This window comes from Gordonia otitidis NBRC 100426, assembly GCF_000248075.1.
Classification (GTDB): Bacteria; Actinomycetota; Actinomycetes; order Mycobacteriales; family Mycobacteriaceae; genus Gordonia; species Gordonia otitidis.
Map to the genome: position 1 here is coordinate 16,472 of NZ_BAFB01000082.1, position 15,515 is coordinate 31,986.

13 protein-coding genes are annotated in these 15,515 nt (G+C 66.8%); 8 read left to right on the top strand and 5 right to left on the bottom strand.

Translation table 11 applies throughout. The features are described 5' to 3' along the window. Nucleotides 1-170 precede the first annotated feature (170 nt). From GOOTI_RS07815 to GOOTI_RS07845, 7 genes are all read left to right on the top strand, one after another. On the top strand, nt 171-1,307 hold the full coding sequence (locus tag GOOTI_RS07815; protein ID WP_007238031.1) for an FAD-dependent oxidoreductase: 1,137 nt from the start codon (nt 171-173) through the stop codon (nt 1,305-1,307). Beyond that, a complete protein-coding gene (thiS, locus tag GOOTI_RS07820; RefSeq protein WP_007238032.1) occupies nt 1,292-1,489 on the top strand; it encodes a sulfur carrier protein ThiS in 198 nt (65 codons plus the stop codon). Before GOOTI_RS07815 ends, thiS begins: the two co-directional genes overlap by 16 nt. A 61-nt stretch (nt 1,490-1,550) precedes the next feature. Beyond that, a complete protein-coding gene (locus GOOTI_RS07825) occupies nt 1,551-2,312 on the top strand; it encodes a thiazole synthase (protein ID WP_039993747.1) in 762 nt (253 codons plus the stop codon). Nucleotides 2,313-2,361: 49 nt separating this feature from the next. Next, nucleotides 2,362-3,279 (top strand): ABC transporter ATP-binding protein, encoded by a 918-nt coding sequence (locus GOOTI_RS07830; RefSeq protein ID WP_039993748.1) that lies wholly within the window; start codon nt 2,362-2,364, stop codon nt 3,277-3,279. Further along, on the top strand, nt 3,279-4,073 hold the full coding sequence (locus tag GOOTI_RS07835) for a DUF2705 family protein (protein WP_007238035.1): 795 nt from the start codon (nt 3,279-3,281) through the stop codon (nt 4,071-4,073). The genes GOOTI_RS07830 and GOOTI_RS07835 overlap by 1 nt, the downstream gene beginning before the upstream one ends. Before the next feature lie 69 nt (nt 4,074-4,142). Continuing rightward, a complete protein-coding gene (locus GOOTI_RS07840; protein WP_039993740.1) occupies nt 4,143-6,758 on the top strand; it encodes a LuxR C-terminal-related transcriptional regulator in 2,616 nt (871 codons plus the stop codon). Nucleotides 6,759-6,768: 10 nt separating this feature from the next. Then, nucleotides 6,769-7,707, top strand: a complete 939-nt coding sequence (locus tag GOOTI_RS07845) for a hypothetical protein (RefSeq protein ID WP_007238037.1) — start codon at nt 6,769-6,771, stop codon at nt 7,705-7,707. On the opposite strand, the gene GOOTI_RS07850 is transcribed toward GOOTI_RS07845, so the two are convergent. After that, a complete protein-coding gene (locus GOOTI_RS07850; RefSeq protein WP_007238038.1) occupies nt 7,695-8,909 on the bottom strand; it encodes a DMT family transporter in 1,215 nt (404 codons plus the stop codon). The two genes, GOOTI_RS07845 and GOOTI_RS07850, sit on opposite strands and share 13 nt — an antisense overlap. A 375-nt stretch (nt 8,910-9,284) precedes the next feature. Between GOOTI_RS07850 and GOOTI_RS07855 the strand changes: the two genes are divergently transcribed. Then, nucleotides 9,285-10,451 carry an ATP-grasp domain-containing protein gene (locus GOOTI_RS07855; RefSeq protein WP_007238039.1) on the top strand — a complete coding sequence of 389 codons (1,167 nt, stop codon included), beginning with the start codon at nt 9,285-9,287 and terminating at the stop codon, nt 10,449-10,451. Nucleotides 10,452-10,521: 70 nt separating this feature from the next. Here the strand turns inward: GOOTI_RS07855 and GOOTI_RS07860 are convergent, their stop codons facing one another. From GOOTI_RS07860 to GOOTI_RS07875, 4 genes are read right to left on the bottom strand one after another with little or no spacing between them, the layout of a single operon-like run. Next, nucleotides 10,522-11,943, bottom strand: coding sequence for a guanine deaminase (locus GOOTI_RS07860; RefSeq protein ID WP_085949779.1), 1,422 nt, complete (start codon nt 11,941-11,943; stop codon nt 10,522-10,524). 58 nt (nt 11,944-12,001) lie between these two features. Beyond that, complete coding sequence (locus tag GOOTI_RS07865; protein ID WP_007238041.1) at nt 12,002-13,753, bottom strand: PucR family transcriptional regulator; 1,752 nt, start codon at nt 13,751-13,753, stop codon at nt 12,002-12,004. A gap of 40 nt (nt 13,754-13,793) precedes the next feature. Continuing rightward, complete coding sequence (locus GOOTI_RS07870; protein ID WP_007238042.1) at nt 13,794-14,216, bottom strand: RidA family protein; 423 nt, start codon at nt 14,214-14,216, stop codon at nt 13,794-13,796. 28 nt (nt 14,217-14,244) lie between these two features. Further along, nucleotides 14,245-15,411 carry an NAD(P)/FAD-dependent oxidoreductase gene (locus GOOTI_RS07875; RefSeq protein WP_007238043.1) on the bottom strand — a complete coding sequence of 389 codons (1,167 nt, stop codon included), beginning with the start codon at nt 15,409-15,411 and terminating at the stop codon, nt 14,245-14,247. Nucleotides 15,412-15,515: the final 104 nt, after the last annotated feature.

Here is a 15,515-nt window from a genome sequence, read left to right on the forward strand (position 1 = left end):
GCGTAGCCGTCGACGCACGGTGGCCGAGGACGCGAGATCGGCAACCCAGTACGCTGGAACGCGAAACACACGGGAGTCCGACGATCGCCGGGCTGAGAGTGCGGGGCCGCGCCCGCTGACCGTCGTACCTGATCCGGGTCATGCCGGCGAAGGAAGGACGTCTGCAGTTCATGTCCGATACATCGGTTCCCGACCTCGCTGTCGTCGGCGGCGGCGTCGTCGGACTCACCAGTGCTCTCGCGGCGGTGGACGCGGGTATGCGCGTCGTCGTCCACGACGCCGGTGCACAGCAGCGGGCCTCGCATGTCGCGGGCGGCATGCTCGGCTCACTCGGTGAAGGACTGCCGGGCGAGGAGGCACTGCTCGCCGCGACGTCGGAGTCGGTGGCCGGGTGGCCTGCGTTGCTCCGACGACTCGGCGACCCACTGCGCGACGGAGGCCCCGCGGGTGCGGAGAGCATCTCGGTGGCCGACGACTCGCTGTTCGTCGCGACGACAGCCACTGACCACGAACATCTCACACGGCTCGCGCAGACGGTGTGGACGCCGTCGTCGGTCGACACACGCGAGGTCCGTCCGGTCGGGCCGAGTCAGATCCGCGAGTTGGAGGGGGCCCTGTCGTCGCGTCTGGTCGGCGGGTTCCTCGCCCTCGGCGAGGGTGCTGTCGACAACCGACTGCTGCTGACGCGACTTCGTGGCGCTCTGCGCGACGCGGGTGCGCAGCTTCGCCACGACACCGTCACCGATCTCGCCGATGTCGACGGCGCGCAGGTGTTGCTGGCGGCGGGTGCCGGAGTACCCGGCCTGTGGCCGGACGCGCCCATACATCGGGCGAAGGGCGAGATCCTGCGGCTGTCGCGGACCAGGTGGTCGGTGCCGCCGCCGAGCCACGTGGTGCGCGCGCGGGTCGACGGCAGAACGGTGTACCTGGTGCCGCGATCGAACGGAATCGTCGTCGGCGCAACGCAATACGAGTCCGACGAGCCGGGAGCCGAGGTTTCGGGGGTACGTGATCTCCTCGACGACGCGCTCACTGTGATGCCCGGACTCGCCGGTTACACACTGAGCGAGGTCGGTGTCGGGTATCGGCCGTGCTCTGTCGACGGGCTCCCCATCATCAGACGGATCGACGAGCGAGTGATCGTCGCAGCAGGTCATGGACGTAACGGCATCGTCCTCGCGCCGTACACGGCGCAGCGGGTCTCGATGTTGTTGCAGCACAGCGATACCGACCACCCGACCGGTGACCGCGACAACGACCACGTGAACGAGTACGAGAACGAGGAGGTCAGATGGGCTTCACCGTGAACGGAGAACCCCACGAGTGGGATCCGCAGCCGACGGTCGGCGTGCTGGTCGAGCGACTCGGACTGCCCGACCGTGGCATCGCAGTGGCGGTCGACGGCGCCGTGGTGCCGCGCGGCAGGTGGGATTCGGTCGTCCCCGCCGACGCCGTCGTCGAGGTCGTCACGGCCGTGCAGGGCGGCTGACATGGATGCACGCGACATGGATGTGGACGGCGCGAATCCGCACGGCACGAATGTGCATGGCATGGACGCCGGGGAACTGCGAATTGCCGACCGCCACTTCGGGTCCCGGCTGATCATGGGCACCGGTGGTGCTGCGAACCTCGCGGTACTGGAGCGGGCGTTGATCGCATCGGGCACCGAACTGACCACCGTCGCGATGCGTCGGGTCAACGCGGGTTCGACGACCGGTGTGCTGGATCTGTTGCGTCGCTTGAAGATCGAGGTTCTGCCCAACACCGCCGGCTGTCGCACCGCTGCGGAGGCCGTGCTGACGGCGCAGCTCGCGCGCGAAGCCGTCGAGACATCGTGGGTGAAACTCGAAGTGGTCGCCGACGACCACACGCTGCTGCCCGACGCCGTCGAACTCGTCGACGCGGCACGACGACTCGTCGACGACGGTTTCACGGTGTTGGCCTACACCAACGACGATCCTGTTCTCGCAGCACGGCTCGCCGACCTCGGTGTGGCGGCGGTGATGCCGTTGGGCTCGCCGATCGGCACGGGACTGGGCATCTCCAATCCCCACAACATCGAGATGATCGTCGCGGCAGCGCAGGTGCCGATCATCCTGGATGCGGGAATCGGGACCGCGAGCGACGCCGCACGCGCGATGGAACTCGGCTGCGACGGTGTGCTGTTGGCGTCTGCCGTCACTCGCGCCGACGACCCCGAGCGCATGGCCGCGGCGATGAAGCATGCGGTGGTCGCGGGCAGGCTGGCGGCGGGAGCCGGGCGAATCCCCACCCGCTTCTGGGCACGGGCGTCCTCACCGGAGCGCGTCTGAAGGTCGAGGTTGACGCCTGAGGGTGGCGTTGCGCGCTATGGTCGAGCCGATGCTTGCAGCGGCCGATCTGACCAAGACCTTCGGTGGCGTCACCGCCGTCGACCACCTGAGTTTCACCGTCGCACCGGGACGGGTGACGGGCTTTCTGGGTCCGAACGGGGCGGGAAAGTCCACCACGATGCGCATGATCCTAGGTCTGGACCGACCGACGTCGGGCACCGCGACGGTCGGTGGGCAGCTCTATCGCGATCTCCGGCATCCGCTACGTCAGGTCGGTGCGCTGCTCGACGCGCACTGGGTGCACCCGAACCGCAGCGCGCGTAACCACCTGCGGTGGATGGCCGCGACCAACGACATTCCCGAACGCCGAGTCGACGAGGTGCTCGACATGGTCGGGCTGACGTCGGTTGCGAATCAACGCGCAGGTGGCTTCTCGCTGGGGATGTCGCAGCGACTCGGACTCGCGGGCGCGCTGTTGGGCGACCCGCACACCCTGGTACTCGACGAACCGGTCAACGGTCTCGACCCGGAGGGCATCGTCTGGGTCCGCAACTTCATGCGGTCGCTCGCGGCGCAGGGGCGGACAGTATTCGTGTCGAGCCACCTGCTCACCGAGATGTCGTTGACGGCCGACCACGTCATCGTCATCGGCCGCGGCAGATTGATCGCCGACTGCTCCGTCTCCGAATTCACTTCGCGTGCGCGGCCTGTGGCGCGGGTGCGCACACCGCAGCCCGCAGAGTTGCATCGGGCGCTCGAACTCGCGGGATTGGCGGTCACCCCGGTGTCGGGAGCCGATGGCCGGGTCTACCTGACCATCCCCGATGCGGCGACGGATCAGGTCGGCGACATCGCAGCCGCCGCCGGGATCGCCGTGCACGAGTTGGTGTCCGACACCCCGTCGCTCGAGGACGTGTTCATGGCGGCCACCGCCGAATCGATCGACTACCGGGGAGGGCAGCGCTGATGGGCGCGGTGCGGGCCGAGCAGATCAAGTTGACCAGTACTCGGGCGCCGTGGTGGTGCACCGCAACCGTCGTCGTCCTCGGGCTCGGCATCGCGGCCCTGATCGCGGTGGTCACACGGGGTGTCGGCGCGGGGCCCGACCAACCGTCCGACGTGGGTGCCGACGCATCGTCGGTCGACCAGACCGGTGCGGCGTCGGTCTATCTGATCGGAGTGAACTTCTTCGGTGTCGTCATCCTGATGATCATGGCGGTCCTCGGGGTGACCACCGAATTCCGCTACGGCACCATCCGCACGTCGTTCCTGGGTATTCCGCGGCGCTGGAATGTGTTGTGTGCGAAGGCCCTCGTGTATGTGGCGCTGACCTTCGTCATCGTCGTACCCCTGACGCTGTGCAGTGTCCTGGTCGTCATCGCCCTGTCGGACGGGTCGTCGGGACTCGACCTCGGCAGCGAACACGTCATCCGGCAGATCTGGGGCACGGCCGTCTGGGCGTCGTTGTGCGTCGTCGTGGGTATCGGTGTGGGTGCCATCGTCCGGCAGACGGCGGGCGCGGTCTCCGTGGTGCTGGTCTGGATGCTGGTGATCGAGAACGTCGCTGCCGCTCTGCCCGTCGTCGGGCGACGTATCGGTCCCTTCCTGCCGTTCCGTAACGGATCCCGATTCCTCGATGGCGACTTTCCCGGCGACGGCTACCACTGGAACTCGTGGGTGTCGCTTGTCTACTTCGCCGTCTTTGCGGCGATTGTCTTCGCCATCGGACTGCTGGTGGTGAACCGCCGCGACGCAGGGTAGTCCGTTCGGAGGACGATCTCGTCAGCTGGCGTACGGAAAAGGCCAGGTGGTTGTCTAAAATTTGAGTCCATGCAAGGCACTTGGCCGTTGATCGAGCGCGAACGCGAGTTCCGCACGATCCAGTCTGCGCTGACCCAGGGCGGTCCGGTGTGTGGTGTCGTGTTGACGGGGGATTCGGGGGTCGGCAAGACGACCCTGGCGCGCCTGGTCACGGCGGGCACGGAGACCGGGGTGCGCTGGGTTGCCGGTACCGAATCCGCCAGGTCGATACCGCTGGGGGTGTTTGCGCATCTCGTCGGCCCCGCGGTGTCGAGTGACCCTGTCACGTATCTGTCCGCTGCGCGCGAAACGCTTCTGGCAGAGGGCGATACGATCATCGGCGTCGACGACGCCCATCTCCTCGACGAGTTGTCGGCAACCCTGCTCCATCAGCTCGCCATCGACCGCGCGGTGCAGATCGTGGCGACGGTACGCAGCGGCGAGGCTGTGCCCGACGCCGTCACGTCCCTGTGGAAAGACAACCACCTGATTCGGATCACGTTGTCTCCGTTCACCAAAGAGCAGAGTGTCGAGCTCATCGAGTCGGTACTCGGCGGTCAGCTAGAGGAGCATTCCGCCGACCGTATGTGGGAGGCGTCCGGCGGTAACGCATTGTTCCTGCGGCACCTCGTCGAGGGGGCGCGGGCCGCAGGCACGCTGCGACAGGTCAACGGTGTATGGCAGCTGCGCGGTCGCGCGGCGATCACCTCTGAGCTCGCATCCCTCCTCGCCGGGCGCGTCGAGCAGCTACAGCCCGACGTCCTCACGACCTTGAAGTACCTGAGCCTCTGCGAGCCCCTCGACATCGATGTGTTGGCGGACCTGACCAGCGAGGAGGCCGTGGAGAAGGCGGAGATCGACGGGCTCGTCCGCATCACGCGTGATGGCCGCAGCCTGAATGTGTCGTTTCACCATCCGCTGTTCGGTGAGGTCATTCGTCACGGTCTGGGGCTGGCGTCGTCGCGTCGCCTGCGTGGTGCGCTGGTCAGGGCGCTCGACTCGCGTCCGAAGGACACGCCTGCCGCGCGGATTCGCCTCGCCGATCTCGCACTCGAGAGCGATGTGGGGGCCATCGATCCCTCCCTGCTCGGAGCAGCGGCACGCGACGCCCTCAACCTTGCGCAGGTACCGATGGGCGAACGGTTCGCGCGTGCGGCGATCGCAGACGGCGGCGGCGCCGACGAGGCGGAACTGCTCGCGCGCGCACTGATGTGGCAGGCGCACCCGGACCGGGCCGAGGAGATCCTGAGTCGATTCCCGCTCGCCGACCTCGACGAGATCCGGGCCACCCGCGTCGGCATCGTGCGGGTGGGAAACATGTTCTGGGCCATGGGTGATTCACATCGTGCGGATGCACTGCTCGACGAGGTCCGCGGCAGGATCACCGACGTGAATCTGCTGCCCGTCGTCGACGCGATCGGGTCGGCCTGCGCGTTGTTCGAGAACGACCTCGACGCCGCGGTGGCGCTGTCGGACGGCGTGCTCGCCGAGTCCGCACCGCTGCCGTGGGCGGTCGAGTGGGCGGCGTTCGGTGGCATGCTCTCACGCGCGCTGCAGGGCCGCGGCGACGATGTCACACCGCTGGCGGTCCGAGCCCGCGAAGCCGAAGTGAAAACCGATGGCCTGCTCCGCTTTCCGACGGGGATCGGTGAGATACTCGCGCTCACCCTCACCGGCCGACTCGATGACGCACAGGTTGCGGCGAAGCGATATGTGACCTTCGCCGACACCGCGCAGTACCTCGGTTGGGCGATGGCGGGCGAACTCGTCGCCGCGGTCGACCTCGCGCGTGGGATGTGCGGTGCCGTGACACGTCGCATCGAGCAGACTCTCGCCACGCTCGACACCGACGAGTACTCGGCCACCTGGAACTTTCCCGCCTACCTGTTCCTCGCCCAGTCGTTGTCTGCGCTGGGGCAGGCTGACGCCGCGGGCTCGGCACTGGCGCGCGCCCGCAACCACTACGGCAGGCAGGTCGCGGTGTTCGGTCCGATGCTCGGGGTTGCGGCCGCCTGGCAGGCGGCCGCAACGGGGACGATCTCGACCGCGATCGCCCTCGCGAACGAGGCTGCGCGACTGGCACGCTCCACGGGACAATTGGCCGTCGAAGCCGAAGCGCTGCACACCGCGGCGCGGTTCGGCGACACCACCGTCGGGGGCAGACTCCTCGAGCTCGGCGAGGTCGTCGACGGTCCTCTGGTCGGCATCTACGCCAGGCACGCACAGGCGAGCGCCGCGGGCGACGGTATCGAACTCGACCTCTGCGCTGCCGACTTCGAGAAGCTCGGCTACCTGCTGTCTGCGGCCGACTCCGCCGCGCAGGCGAGCGTGCTGCACGACGCCGCGTCGCATCGATCGGCGACAGTCGCGTCGGCAGCGATGGCAGATCGGATCTCGGCCCGATGCGGCGGCCTGCGTACGCCCGCGCTGCAGCGGGCGGCGCAGCCGTTACCGCTGACCACTCGCGAGAGGGAGATCGCGAATCTGGTCGCGGCGGGGTTGTCGAACAAACAGATCGCGGAGCGGCTCGTGGTCTCCGTCCGCACGGTGGAGGGGCACATCTACCGTGCCTGCGTGAAGCTCGACGTGACCGATCGTGCCGACATCGCCGCGCTCCTCACGCAGCAGCGGGCGGTCGGTACCTAATCTCGGTGGCGTGCGCAACACAGGGCCCGGTACCGACGGCGGGCGTACCCGGTGGGGAAGCGGGCTACGACAACTGGCAGCCGCCGAATGGCATGTGATCCGTGGGCGCGACCCGGATCTCGACCCTGTCGAGATCTCGGAGTTCTCCGGACCGCTTCTCGCCGGCGGTGTGATCATCGCCGTCGTCGGGGTTCTGCCGCTCATCGGGACGCGACTATCCGACACCGCTGACAGTCTGTTCGGTCCGTTGATCGGGTCCTTCGCGCTGGCTGCGGTGTGTACAACTGCGGTGGCGTGGGTGCTGAGCGCGCTTGTGGCGGGATTCGTGGTGCTGATCGTCTACGACGCGAGTCCGAAGGTTGCGAGCGCTGCGACGGAGGCTGCCGTGCGTGGCTCATTCGGCCGGATCGAGGGCGCGGCGAGTTCCGTGACACTGGTAGCACTCATCTCGGGATTGATCTCGTTGGCGATCGGATTGCCGAACCTCGCGTCGAGCGACGACGAATCATCGGTCATCGAGGAATTGCTCTCTGCGCAGGTCGCGTGTCTGCTCCTCGTGTTGATGCTCGGCTTCACCGTCGAGTCGGTGAGGATCGCGGCGGAAATCCTCGGGTCGCAGGTGCGTGTCATCGGATGGCTGGGCTCGTTGGTGATCGTGCTGGTCACGTTCTACCTCGCGTCGACGGCAGGGCCGTTCTCGCCGGTCAAACTGACGCGCAACATCCTGGAGGCGTGGCTACCCGCGGAGGTCGACGGAGTGCCGAGGGCGCAGGTGGTGGCCGACGTGCTACCCGCGCAGAGCTATCTGTGGACGATGCTCGCCATAGCCCCGTTCGTGATCGTGGCGTGGCTGGTCACCGCGTGGCGGCTCGGAGCGCTGCGCAGCCTGCGCACCGAGGTCCGTGTCGCCGCAGGACAGGAGACGCCGAAAACCGATCAGCCCGAGTAGCGCTGCGAGTGCTGGCGGTCGTCGAGGTCGACGTCGGAACCGTCAGAGAGCGAGCCCGACGACGGAGTCGAACCGTCCGACGTCGAATGCCACTCGTCGGATCCCGTGGATGTCCGGTCTGTGGGGAGACTGTCGGTGGCGGTACTGCCGGTAGGGCCGCTGCCGATGTCGTCATCGTCGTCATCATCGTCGAAATCGGCCGGGGCGAAGCCGAAGGAGTCGATCTCGTCGGCGGCGGCGTCGTCGACGGCGTGATCGGTCTCGTCGAACTCGTCGTCTTCGCGACCTCGACGCCAGCCACCCTTCATCGGCGGTGCCTCACCGAAGTGATCGGGATCGCCGGAGCCGTACCAGGCGACGAGCACCGCACCGACGACCGCACCGACGAACCCGACCAGGGCCAGCCAGCCGAGGCCGGGTTTGGCCTGGTCGCCGAGGAACATGACGCCGATCAGGCTCGGTCCTGCGGTTTCGCCGACCACGAGCACGGCCGTGACGCCGTTGACGGCGCCGAGCTGCAACGCGACCGTCTGCACGAAGAATCCCACGGCGCCGGCGATCGCGATGGTCCAGGCTGCGGGGTCGAGCAGTAGCCGGACCGGATCGAAGGGGTGGACGCCGTCGAGTATGCGGACCGCGATGGCGATGACGCCGAACAGCAGGCCGGCAGCGGCACCTCCTGCGATCGCCCCGTGTCGGCCGAGCCGGTACACCGAGAGCAACGCCAGTCCGCTCAGGACGATGGTGGCGGAGAACAGCATCCAGTGGAATCCGCGCCCACCGGAGTCGCCCGTCTGATGCGACGACGACATACCGAGCAGGCACAGGGAGAAGACGACGAGCCAGATCGCGATCCAGTCCCTCGTGTGGAGCGCGATGTTGAGCATGATGGTGCCCAGCAGTGCGGTGATCACCAGGTTGGCCGAGACGATCGTCTGTGACAGGAACAGCGGAAGGTAGCGCGCTGCGACGGCACCGCCCGCGAAACCGACGGTCACCAGCACGGTGCCGAGGATGAAGGCGGGATCGACGAAGGTCGACGCCGTCGAGCGAAGTGTCGGCCCACCTGCTGCGTTGGTGGTCTCGATGCCCTCATCCCGTTCGGTCTGAGCAGCGCGACGTGCCCCGAGGGCGCGCAACACCGTCGACATGCCGTATGCCACCGCGGCGAGGCTTGCCGCGATGACGCCGATGAGGAACATGTCACCAACCTCTCCGTGTGTAGTGACGTCACCGGTGCACCAACGCTGATGCACTGACGTCGCCGACGTTCACTGACGTCGCCGTACCGTGGGCGTCTCACCGCGGCACCGACGGTCCGCAGATGCTCGACTCGACCCACCGGTGGACGACCCGGCAGCCGATGAGGTGCTGGCCTGTGGAAATCGCCCGTTGGCGGACCACCCCTCAACCACAACTCACATGTCAACGGTCGGCAAGCGAATTATTATTCCTCTCTCAGTATCCACGTGGGCACCGACAACCTCACACGCACCCGTCGGCGCACACCTGTGTGCGGAGTGTCCACGGTGCTCGCCCCTCACGATCGGCTGCCGGCCACTGACTAGACTCGCGATGTGGCGTCCACTCCGAAGAAGCATGTACTGATCACCTTCGGTCGGTCCTTTCTCACGCTGAATCTGGCACGACTGATGTCAGCGGCGGGTCATCGGGTCACCGTTGTCGACAGCATCCCGATCGGGGTCAGTCGGTTCTCCAATGCGGTCGACGCCTTCCACAAGGTGCCCGCGCCGAAGTTCGAGCCCCGCGACTACTGCCGTGAACTCGCCCGGATCGTCACCGACGAGAAGGTCGACATGGTCATCCCCATCCACGAGGAAACCGACATCCTGTCGATGATGGTCGGGCTGTTCCCCGCGGAGTGTGAGGTGTTCCTCTCCGACTTCGACACAGAGAACAAGCTCCACAACAAGTACGACTTCCAACGCGAACTGGTGTCGTTGGGGATTCCGACGCTGAAATTCGCCGTCGTCGAGGGACCCGACGACGCCGCCGCACTCGACTTCGACGTCCCGTTCGCGCTCAAGCAGTGCTACTCGCGCGGGTCGCAGAAGGTCCACAAGATCACCCCGGGTGAGAGCCTCGACTGGGTCGAATACGACCCGACGAACCCGTGGCTTGCGCAGGAGTGGAAGGACGGCAAGCGGTACTGCACGTACTCGGTGTGCCGCGAGGGCAAGGTCAACGCGCATGCGACCTATCCGGTCAGCTATGCGATCGGTGGCAGTTCATGCCTGTCATTCACCTCGATCAAGCATCAGGCGATCTTCGACTGGGTGTCGGAATTCGTTGCGGCCGAACGTTTCACCGGACAAGCGGGGTTCGACTTCATCGAGGGCGCCGACGGCAGTCTCTACTGCATCGAGTGCAATCCCCGATCGACGAGCGGGATCATGATGTTCCGCCCCCACAACGACGTTCCGTCGGCGTTCTTCGGCGACAACGACCACCTGATCGTTCCCGACTCCGACGTCGACCGCATGATCGGACTCGGCATGCTCCTGTACGGGTGGACGAAGGCGTCACGACAGGGCCGATCGATGCGGCAATTCTGGAAGGACTTCCGCGACTCCGAGGACGTCATATTCGAGCGCGATGACATGAAGCCCGGCGTCATGTTGCCGGCCGCCTACGCGTGGATCCTTCGCGATTGCCGCCGATATCACGTCGGCCTGGCCGAGGGGTTCATGCACGACCACGAGTGGGACGGCCACCCGATCTGACGGTCACGGGGTCCGCAGCGTCGAATCAGATGGCGTCGAATCAGATGGCGGCGGATCAGATGGAGCAGGATCAGATGGCGTCGGGGTCGAGTTCGATGCCCTGCACGTAGACTCGCGCGATCGCGGGTTCGCGCATGCCCATCAGGAGAGCGAAAAGCGTCTGATCACGCGCTCTTTCGGGATCGTCGTCGCGAACCCCGTTGTGCAGCATACGTTCCAGCGGGGGCCATCGATGGGGTTCGATCACCAGGAAGTCGGCTTCCTTGCCGACGTCGAAGTTGCCGAAGCGTGATTCGGCGTCGAGAGCCCGTGCGCCCGCCAGGGTTCCGGTGAACAGCATCTGTGCCGGGTGCATGGCGACGCTCGCCTCGCCCGGTTCTGAGATGTGCACCTTGTAGGCGTCGCCTGCGACCTTGGCGATGAGCCATTCGTCGCCTCCGCCGCAGTCACTGCCCAACGCGATGGTGACCCCGGCGTCGACGGTGCGCTTCCACGGCATCGTGCCCGACCCGAGGAACAGCTGAGAGGTCGGGCAGTGTGCGATGGAGGTTCCTGTCTGCGCCATCCGCGCCAGTTCTGCGTCGGTGCAGTGCACACAGTGGGCGAGCACCGTGCGTCGGCCGAGCAGGCTCTCGCCGCCGACGGCCGAGCCGGGGAGGAACTTGCCGTCGTAGGTGTCGAGATACGACTCGACCTCGAAGAGCTGTTTGACCAGATCGATCTCACCGGTGCCGGGGCGATTGTTCTCGTTGAGGTGAGTGTGGACGTAGACCCCACGATCGCGGACTTCGGCGTACAGGTCACCCAGGTTGGCCAGCGTCTCGGTGGTCACCGACAGCGTGAAGCGCGGCACGATCGCCGTGAGGAGTCGCGCAGTGTCGGGGTCGCCGGTGTCGGCCGCGTGCCAGCGGTCGATCTCGGCGGTCGTCAACGCGATCGCGTCAGCCTCGGACGTGAGTAGTGGTGCAGCCGACTCGGGTCCCTGCGTCTGGATGCCGCGGCCGCTGACGATGCGTAGTCCGGCTCGCTGCGTGACGGCGAACAGCTCGTCCTGTGCGTCGGGGAAGGCCGAGCCGAACACCATGGCAGCCGTGGTCCCCGCAGCGATCCTGGCGCGGGTGAAGTCGCGGGCGATGGTACGGGCGAAGGCGGGATCCGCAAGGCGCGACTCCGCGGGGAAGATGCAGTTGTTCAGCCATTCCAGCAGCTGACCGCCGCCGTAGGCGTTGAGCTCGTAGGTTTGCGGAAAGTGCACATGCGTGTCGACGAAGCCCGGGAGCAGGAACGCCTCGCCGTGATCGACGACGGTGTCGCCGGGCTGCGCGGGCAGCTCGCCGTACGGGCCGCAGTAGTCGATGCGTCCGTCTGCGGTGACGGCGAGTGCTCCGTCGGGAATGTCGACGAGCGCGGTATCGGCGTCGGTCACGCTCGGCGACCCCGCGATGTGCATGATGCGGCCACGGTGGACTGATCGAGTGGCGTTGGTTGTCACCAAGAGACCCAATCACAGGTTGCGCGATCCGGCTTGTCGACGTAGCGCGTTCTGCCGGTCACCGAGGCGTCGCGCGCGGTGCGACATCGATGACTCGCAACTGCAGCATCGCGGCGAATCGGGCCTCCGGGTCGGAGAGATCGATTCCGCTGATCTCGGCGGCCCTGCGCAGTCTGTACCGAAACGTGTTGGGGTGGACGAATTGCGTGGCCGCTGCAGCGGGGATGTCGCCGAATGCGTCGAGCCACGCCCGCAGGGTCTCCACCAACATCGTGTTGTGTCCGGCGTCGTGTGCGATCAACCTGCCGATCGGCCCGGACGGTTCGTCTCCGCGTGCCGCGACCATGTCTTTGAGGTCGATGAGCAGCGAGTGCATGTGCACATCGTCGAATTCGGCGATCTGCCCGAGTCCGGGTTGGTGTCGATCGAGTAGGACTCGTAGCGCGCGGTCGGCGTTCGACCGCGCGGTGGCGAGCTCTTCCGGGCGCGAGGCAACCGTCCCCACTCCGATGACCGCGTGCGACCCGTCGCCTGCTCGGTTCAGGAACTCTGCCGCGACGTCGATGGCGTGGCGTCGTGCTCGGGGGCCGTCGGCGAGCGGCACCAGCGCGTAACAGACATCGCCGATCAGGGCGACCGCCGCGCGCGGGTGCGATGCGCTGATGTGCAGTGCGAATCCGGACGTGAGTCGTTGCTTGATGGCAGCCCGGTCCGCTGCCGCCCGTGATCTCGTCGGGGCAAGGTCGCCAGCACCGCCCTCGCCTCCAACCTCACCACCGGTGCCGCCCTCCCGACCGCCGCCATCACCTCCACTGTCGTCTTCGGCGTCGGATTCGAGGAGGTCCATCGCCAGCACCGCGACCGGACGGTCCCCCATACCGAGTCGTCGCACGGCATCGCGCGTGCCGGGTCCGCCGCGCAGTGCCGTGGTGACCAGATCGGCCTTGAGGCGACGCGCACCGTCGTCGCCGTTGCGAATGGTCATCATGTGGAGGGCGACGAGTTTTGCGGCGTCCGTGAGTGCTCGAAGTCGGTCATCGCTCAACGGTTCGCGTACCGCGGCCCAGATCGATCCGAGCACCTCGTCGCCGGCTCTGACGGCGACCGCTACGCGTGGCAGCTGGTCCGGCGCCGCGGGCTCCGGCTGAATCCAGACCGGCTCGTCACTGGCGTACAGCTCGCGGAACACTCCCTGCTCGACCATGGCGTGCGTGAATCTGTCAGGCACCTGGCGCCCGAGGATCGTCTCCACCCGCGAGGAGTCCGCCTCGTCCTGACGGGCCGAGAACGCCACCACGCGCGAATCACGATCCTCGATGGTGATCGGAACGTCGATCAGGGCGGTGATCGAGTTGGCGAGTGCGAACAGGTCGCCGGAGACGACACCACCGAGGCGGTCCGATTCGCTGATGCCGACGGTGTCGTCGGCGATGAGGGTGCGGATCATCGTCGCCAACTGCATCCACGACGCGCCGGGCGCCAGGCCGAGCAGCGCGATTCCGGAGGCCGCTGCGGCGCTCTCGACCTCGTCGGTGAGAAGTACCGGTGAGCGCACGACGAGCGCCGCGGCGCCCCGCTGTCCCTCTCGTCGCAGAGCGGTGAGCGCCGACACGATGTCACCGGGTTCGTGGATACCGATCCCGAGCACGATGGCCTCATCAGGTTGCGCCGAGTCGTCCAGCGGATCGTAGAAGCCGACACCGCCGACGGGCACGGACAGTCCTACCGGTGCGCAGAGGGGTTCCAGGAACGTATTGCCCAGGTCGGTGAGAATCCTGCCGAGGGATGACCGCGGCAGCTGCTCGGCCATGATGGTCACCTCTCGCCGGCTCGGTGGCTGTTCAGCCAAGTTACCGGGCCGTCGGCGAGTTCCTGGCTGCGACACAGGTCATTTCGACGCGGAGTCCGAGCGGTAGACCGGCGACGCCGATCGCGGTGCGGGTGGGGACGTTGGGTTGATCGGCGAAGAAGTCGGCATACTCCGCGTTCATCGCGGCCCATTCGTCGATGTCGGCCAGGTAGCAGGTGACCTGGACGAGATCCGACAGCTCCCAACCGCAGTCATCTAGGATCCTTCGGACGTTGTGCAGGGTCTCACGGGTCTGTGCGCGGATGCCGTCGGGGATGCTCCCGTCCGCGGCGAACCCGCCCTGTCCCGAGATGACGAGCATCGGACCGCATTCGATGGCGGTTGCGAACGGTCCCTTGGCATTCGGGCTGGTGAAGTGGCGGCGCCCGTCGTCGTCGATGCTCACCGACATGTGGGCGGTCATGAGTTGAGTCCTTGTCCTGCTTGGTACATCACTTGTCGCCGATCGTGGCGAGGGTTGCCCGGTCGCGGCCGAGCATCGACGGTGTGAGGCCGAGGTCGGCCAGATCGGTCGGGAGCGGCTCGCCGGTGACCAGAGCTGCGCCGAACCGTGCGAGCGCGGGCGCGATCTGAATGCCGTATCCACCCTGTGCCGCGTGCCAGAACAGTCCGTCGACCGTGGTGTCGGGGCCGACGACCGGCGTGCGGTCGGCGACGAAACTGCGCAGTCCTGCCCATGCGGAGTTCACGCTGCGGATGCCCAGGGTGGTCGCGTCGTTGATCGACTCGATCGCGCGAGCGATCTCGAGCTCGTCCGGGCGCGCATCACCGGGCTCCTGCGGGGTCTCGTCGGCAGGTGAGCACAGGTACTGTGCGCCATCGGGTTTGACGTAGAAGTTCTCCGACGCCGCCATCGTCAACGGGATCGCAGCGTCGGTCGTCACAGGTGGGGCGGAGACCATGAATGCGGTTCGACGAAGCGGGCGGATGCCGATGGGCTTGGCTCCCAGCGCTCCGGCGACCCGATCGCACCACGCGCCCGCCGCATTGACGACCGTTTGTGCTCGGTAGCCCGAACCCGCCGCGTCGGTCAGATCCCACCCGTGGCCGGTGTGCGTTGCGTCGACGATGCCCGCGGATCTCACAACGGTGCCTCCGCGTGCGCGAAAGCCGCGTAGATACCACTGGTGCAGTGCGTGCACGTCGAGTTCCAGTGCGGAACGGTCGATCATCCCCAACGTCGTGTAGCCGGGACGGAGCAGCGGGTTGAGCTGCTCGGCGGTATCGCCGCTGACGAGTTCGACGAGATCGTTCCGGGCGCTGATCTCGTGGTGAAGCTCGCGGAGGGCGTGTTGCTCGTCGTCGTTCGCTATCATCAGCAGGTTCAGCGGCTGTGCGACCGGCACGTCGAAATGCCCGTCCTCGTCGGCGAAGAACGAGCGGCTGGCGGTTGTCAGTAGGCGGATCGTCTGGTTGCCGTAGCTTTCGAGAAATGCTGCTGCCGACCGTCCCGTCGAATGGTAGGCGAGGGTCGATTCCATCTCGACGACGGCGACCGATTGGTGTGCGGCGAGTTCGTAGGCGATCGACACCCCGGCCATACCGCCTCCGATGACGACGGTGTCGAAGTGTCGAGTGCTCGACGGGTTGGTACTCACAGTGCCCTCGTGGTTCTTGTGGTTTCCGTGGTTGTCATGGTGTTCGTCCTCTGTTGTCGGTGTTTCGCCGGCAGGTTCTGATTGCTCGACGACTCCGGATGCCG